Annotated in this window: 3 rRNA genes; all 3 read left to right on the top strand. The window is 56.2% G+C overall.

What is annotated here, in order from left to right:
• Positions 1-150: 150 nt before the first annotated feature.
• The 3 genes from AU197_RS17635 to rrf all read left to right on the top strand — a co-directional run bounded on the left by AU197_RS17635 (position 151) and on the right by rrf (position 5,379).
• Positions 151-1,671 (top strand): 16S ribosomal RNA (locus AU197_RS17635).
• A gap of 357 nt (positions 1,672-2,028) precedes the next feature.
• Positions 2,029-5,155: ribosomal RNA gene (locus tag AU197_RS17630) — 23S ribosomal RNA — on the top strand.
• Between the two features lie 109 nt (positions 5,156-5,264).
• Positions 5,265-5,379 (top strand): 5S ribosomal RNA (rrf, locus tag AU197_RS17625).
• The 16S, 23S and 5S rRNA genes sit together here, the layout of an rRNA operon.
• Positions 5,380-5,387: the final 8 nt, after the last annotated feature.

The raw sequence follows: 5,387 nt of genomic DNA, 5'->3' as shown, positions 1-5,387 counted from the left end.
GCGGGTGTGTTGTTTGAGAACTCAATAGTGTGTTTGGTGGTTTTTGTTTGTTGTTGTTTTTTGCCATGCCCTGTTTTCCCGTTTGTGGGTGTGGTGTTTTTTGATGCCAGTTTTTGGTGTCTGTTTGGTCAGATTGTTCTGAACGGTTTTTGTTTGGAGAGTTTGATTCTGGCTCAGGACGAACGCTGGCGGCGTGCTTAACACATGCAAGTCGAACGGAAAGGCCCTTCGGGGTACTCGAGTGGCGAACGGGTGAGTAACACGTGGGTGATCTGCCCTGCACTTTGGGATAAGCCTGGGAAACTGGGTCTAATACCGAATATTTCCTTCTGGTTGCATGGCTGGGAGGGGAAAGCTTTTGCGGTGTGGGATGGGCCCGCGGCCTATCAGCTTGTTGGTGAGGTTATGGCTTACCAAGGCGACGACGGGTAGCCGGCCTGAGAGGGTGACCGGCCACACTGGGACTGAGATACGGCCCAGACTCCTACGGGAGGCAGCAGTGGGGAATATTGCACAATGGGCGCAAGCCTGATGCAGCGACGCCGCGTGGGGGATGACGGCCTTCGGGTTGTAAACCTCTTTCAATAGGGACGAAGCGCAAGTGACGGTACCTATAGAAGAAGGACCGGCCAACTACGTGCCAGCAGCCGCGGTAATACGTAGGGTCCGAGCGTTGTCCGGAATTACTGGGCGTAAAGAGCTCGTAGGTGGTTTGTCGCGTTGTCCGTGAAAACTCACAGCTTAACTGTGGGCGTGCGGGCGATACGGGCAGACTTGAGTACTGCAGGGGAGACTGGAATTCCTGGTGTAGCGGTGGAATGCGCAGATATCAGGAGGAACACCGGTGGCGAAGGCGGGTCTCTGGGCAGTAACTGACGCTGAGGAGCGAAAGCGTGGGGAGCGAACAGGATTAGATACCCTGGTAGTCCACGCCGTAAACGGTGGGTACTAGGTGTGGGTTTCCTTCCTTGGGATCCGTGCCGTAGCTAACGCATTAAGTACCCCGCCTGGGGAGTACGGCCGCAAGGCTAAAACTCAAAGAAATTGACGGGGGCCCGCACAAGCGGCGGAGCATGTGGATTAATTCGATGCAACGCGAAGAACCTTACCTGGGTTTGACATGCACAGGACGACTGCAGAGATGTGGTTTCCCTTGTGGCCTGTGTGCAGGTGGTGCATGGCTGTCGTCAGCTCGTGTCGTGAGATGTTGGGTTAAGTCCCGCAACGAGCGCAACCCTTGTCTCATGTTGCCAGCGCGTTATGGCGGGGACTCGTGAGAGACTGCCGGGGTCAACTCGGAGGAAGGTGGGGATGACGTCAAGTCATCATGCCCCTTATGTCCAGGGCTTCACACATGCTACAATGGCCGGTACAAAGGGCTGCGATGCCGTGAGGTGGAGCGAATCCTTTCAAAGCCGGTCTCAGTTCGGATCGGGGTCTGCAACTCGACCCCGTGAAGTCGGAGTCGCTAGTAATCGCAGATCAGCAACGCTGCGGTGAATACGTTCCCGGGCCTTGTACACACCGCCCGTCACGTCATGAAAGTCGGTAACACCCGAAGCCGGTGGCCTAACCCCTTGTGGGAGGGAGCCGTCGAAGGTGGGATCGGCGATTGGGACGAAGTCGTAACAAGGTAGCCGTACCGGAAGGTGCGGCTGGATCACCTCCTTTCTAAGGAGCACCACGAAGATGCGTGTCCCAGTGGGGGATACGTGATGCCGTGAGGAGCTGGTGCGCTGTAGTGGCGCCCGGTTTGGTGCACGACAAACGTGAGAAGTGGTGTGGGAAACGCTGCTTTGAGGAACCGCCAACACACTATTGGGCTTTGAGGCAACAAGCCCGCTATCTCTTCGTCCCTGTGTGGGATACCGGAGATAGGACTGTGTTGTCGCCCTGTCTTTGGTGGTGGGGTGTGGTGTTTGATTTGTGGATAGTGGTTGCGAGCATCTGAACGTGGGACTCTTTGTGGGTCTCGTGTTTTGATAATGCAATTTTTATTCTTCCGAGAATATTTTTGATCTGTTTTGTGTGTAAGTGTTTAAGGGCGCATGGTGGATGCCTTGGCACTGGGAGCCGATGAAGGACGTGGGAGGCTGCGTTATGCCTCGGGGAGCTGTCAACCGAGCGTGGATCCGAGGATGTCCGAATGGGGAAACCCGGCACGAGTGATGTCGTGTCACCCAACGCTGAATATATAGGCGTTGGGGGGGAACGCGGGGAAGTGAAACATCTCAGTACCCGTAGGAAGAGAAAACAATTGTGATTCCGTGAGTAGTGGCGAGCGAAAGCGGAGGATGGCTAAACCGTGTGCATGTGATACCCGGCGGGGGTTGTGTGTGCGGTGTTGTGGGGTCTGTGTTCCATCATCCGCCGATGGTGGCAGCAGTGATAAAAGTGTGTGTTAGGTGAAGTGGCCTGGGATGGTCTGCCGTAGTGGGTGAGAGCCCCGTAACCGAAAACATGTGCTCTGTTGTCGCAGTGTCCCCGAGTAGCAGCGGGCCCGTGGAATCTGCTGTGAATCTGCCGGGACCACCCGGTAAGCCTGAATACTTCTCAGTGACCGATAGCGGATCAGTACCGTGAGGGAATGGTGAAAAGTACCCCGGGAGGGGAGTGAAAGAGTACCTGAAACCGTGTGCCTACAATCCGTCAAAGCCCTCGCTTTTGTGTGGGGTGATGGCGTGCCTTTTGAAGAATGAGCCTGCGAGTCAGGGACATGTCGCGAGGTTAACCCGTGTGGGGTAGCCGCAGCGAAAGCGAGTCTGAATAGGGCGTATCCAAACAGTAGTGTTTGGTGTAGTGGTGTGTTCTGGACCCGAAGCGGAGTGATCTACCCATGGCCAGGGTGAAGCGCGGGTAAGACCGCGTGGAGGCCCGAACCCACTTAGGTTGAAGACTGAGGGGATGAGCTGTGGGTAGGGGTGAAAGGCCAATCAAACTCCGTGATAGCTGGTTCTCCCCGAAATGCATTTAGGTGCAGCGTCGCATGGTTCTTGCTGGAGGTAGAGCTACTGGATGGCCGATGGGCCCTACTAGGTTACTGACGTCAGCCAAACTCCGAATGCCGGCAAGGTGTAGTGCGGCAGTGAGACGGCGGGGGATAAGCTCCGTGCGTCGAGAGGGAAACAGCCCAGATCGCCGGCTAAGGCCCCTAAGCGTGTGCTAAGTGGAAAAGGATGTGCAGTCGCGAAGACAACCAGGAGGTTGGCTTAGAAGCAGCCACCCTTGAAAGAGTGCGTAATAGCTCACTGGTCAAGTGATTGTGCGCCGATAATGTAGCGGGGCTCAAGCACACCGCCGAAGCCGCGGCAGCAACACCTTGGTGTTGTTGGGTAGGGGAGCGTCCTGCATCCGGTGAAGCCACAGAGTGATCTAGTGGTGGAGGGTGTGGGAGTGAGAATGCAGGCATGAGTAGCGATAAGGCAAGTGAGAACCTTGCCCGCCGGAAGACCAAGGGTTCCTGGGCCAGGCCAGTCCGCCCAGGGTGAGTCGGGACCTAAGGCGAGGCCGACAGGCGTAGTCGATGGACAACGGGTTGATATTCCCGTACCCGTGTATGAGCGTCCCTGACGAATCAGCGGTACTAACCGCCCAAAACCATGACCACCCAAGACCTTCGGGTCGCGGGGGTTGTGGGGCTGCGCGGGACCTTCGTTGGTAGTAGTCAAGCGATGGGGTGACGCAGGAAGGTAGCCGTACCAGTCAGTGGTAATACTGGGGCAAACCTGTAGGGAGAACGATAGGCAAATCCGTCGTTCACATATCCTGAGAGGTGATGCATAGCCGAGTGAGGCGAATTCGGTGATCCTATGCTGTCGAGAAAAGCCTCTAGCGAGCGCATACACGGCCCGTACCCCAAACCAACACAGGTGGTCAGGTAGAGAATACCGAGGCGTACGAGTGAACTATGGTTAAGGAACTCGGCAAAATGCCCCCGTAACTTCGGGAGAAGGGGGACCCCCACACCGTCAACACCTTCGCGGTGGGCAGCGGGAGGGGGTGGCACAAACCAGTGAGAAGCGACTGTTTACTAAAAACACAGGTCCGTGCGAAGTCGCAAGACGATGTATACGGACTGACGCCTGCCCGGTGCTGGAAGGTTAAGAGGACCCGTTAACCCGCAAGGGTGAAGCGGAGAATTTAAGCCCCAGTAAACGGCGGTGGTAACTATAACCATCCTAAGGTAGCGAAATTCCTTGTCGGGTAAGTTCCGACCTGCACGAATGGCGTAACGACTTCTCAGCTGTCTCAACCATAGACTCGGCGAAATTGCATTACGAGTAAAGATGCTCGTTACGCGCGGCAGGACGAAAAGACCCCGGGACCTTCACTACAACTTGGTATTGGTGCTCGATACGGTTTGTGTAGGATAGGTGGGAGACTGTGAAACACAGACGCCAGTTTGTGTGGAGTCGTTGTTGAAATACCACTCTGATCGTATTGGGCCTCTAACCTCGAACCGTCTATCCGGTTCAGGGACAGTGCCTGGTGGGTAGTTTAACTGGGGCGGTTGCCTCCTAAAAAGTAACGGAGGCGCCCAAAGGTTCCCTCAACCTGGACGGCAATCAGGTGTTGAGTGTAAGTGCACAAGGGAGCTTGACTGCGAGACGGACATGTCAAGCAGGGACGAAAGTCGGGACTAGTGATCCGGCACCCCCGAGTGGAAGGGGTGTCGCTCAACGGATAAAAGGTACCCCGGGGATAACAGGCTGATCTTCCCCAAGAGTCCATATCGACGGGATGGTTTGGCACCTCGATGTCGGCTCGTCGCATCCTGGGGCTGGAGCAGGTCCCAAGGGTTGGGCTGTTCGCCCATTAAAGCGGCACGCGAGCTGGGTTTAGAACGTCGTGAGACAGTTCGGTCTCTATCCGCCGCGCGCGTCAGAAGCTTGAGGAAACCTGTCCCTAGTACGAGAGGACCGGGACGGACGAACCTCTGGTACACCAGTTGTCCCACCAGGGGCACCGCTGGATAGCCACGTTCGGACAGGATAACCGCTGAAAGCATCTAAGCGGGAAACCCCCTCCAAGACCAGGCTTCTCACCCATATCAGTGGGATAAGGCCCCCCGCAGACCACGGGATCGATAGACCAGACCTACACGCCCAGCAATGGGTTCAGGGAACTGGCACTAACCGGCCGAAAACTTACACACAACGCTCGCAACCACACCAAATCCACGCGTATCAACCACGCAAACACACCCCACCACCAAAACACACCACCCCCAACACCAACCGGGGGCACTGAAAAGTGAATAAAGTTACGGCGGTCAATAGCGGCAGGGAAACGCCCGGACCCATCCCGAACCCGGAAGCTAAGCCTGCCAGCGCCAATGATACTGCCCAACCCGGGCGGAAAAGTAGGACACCGCCGAACACAAATTA

The organism is Mycobacterium sp. IS-1590, from assembly GCF_001500025.1.
In the GTDB taxonomy this organism is placed as follows: domain Bacteria; phylum Actinomycetota; class Actinomycetes; order Mycobacteriales; family Mycobacteriaceae; genus Mycobacterium.
This window is presented reverse-complemented; position numbering and strand designations above follow the sequence as displayed.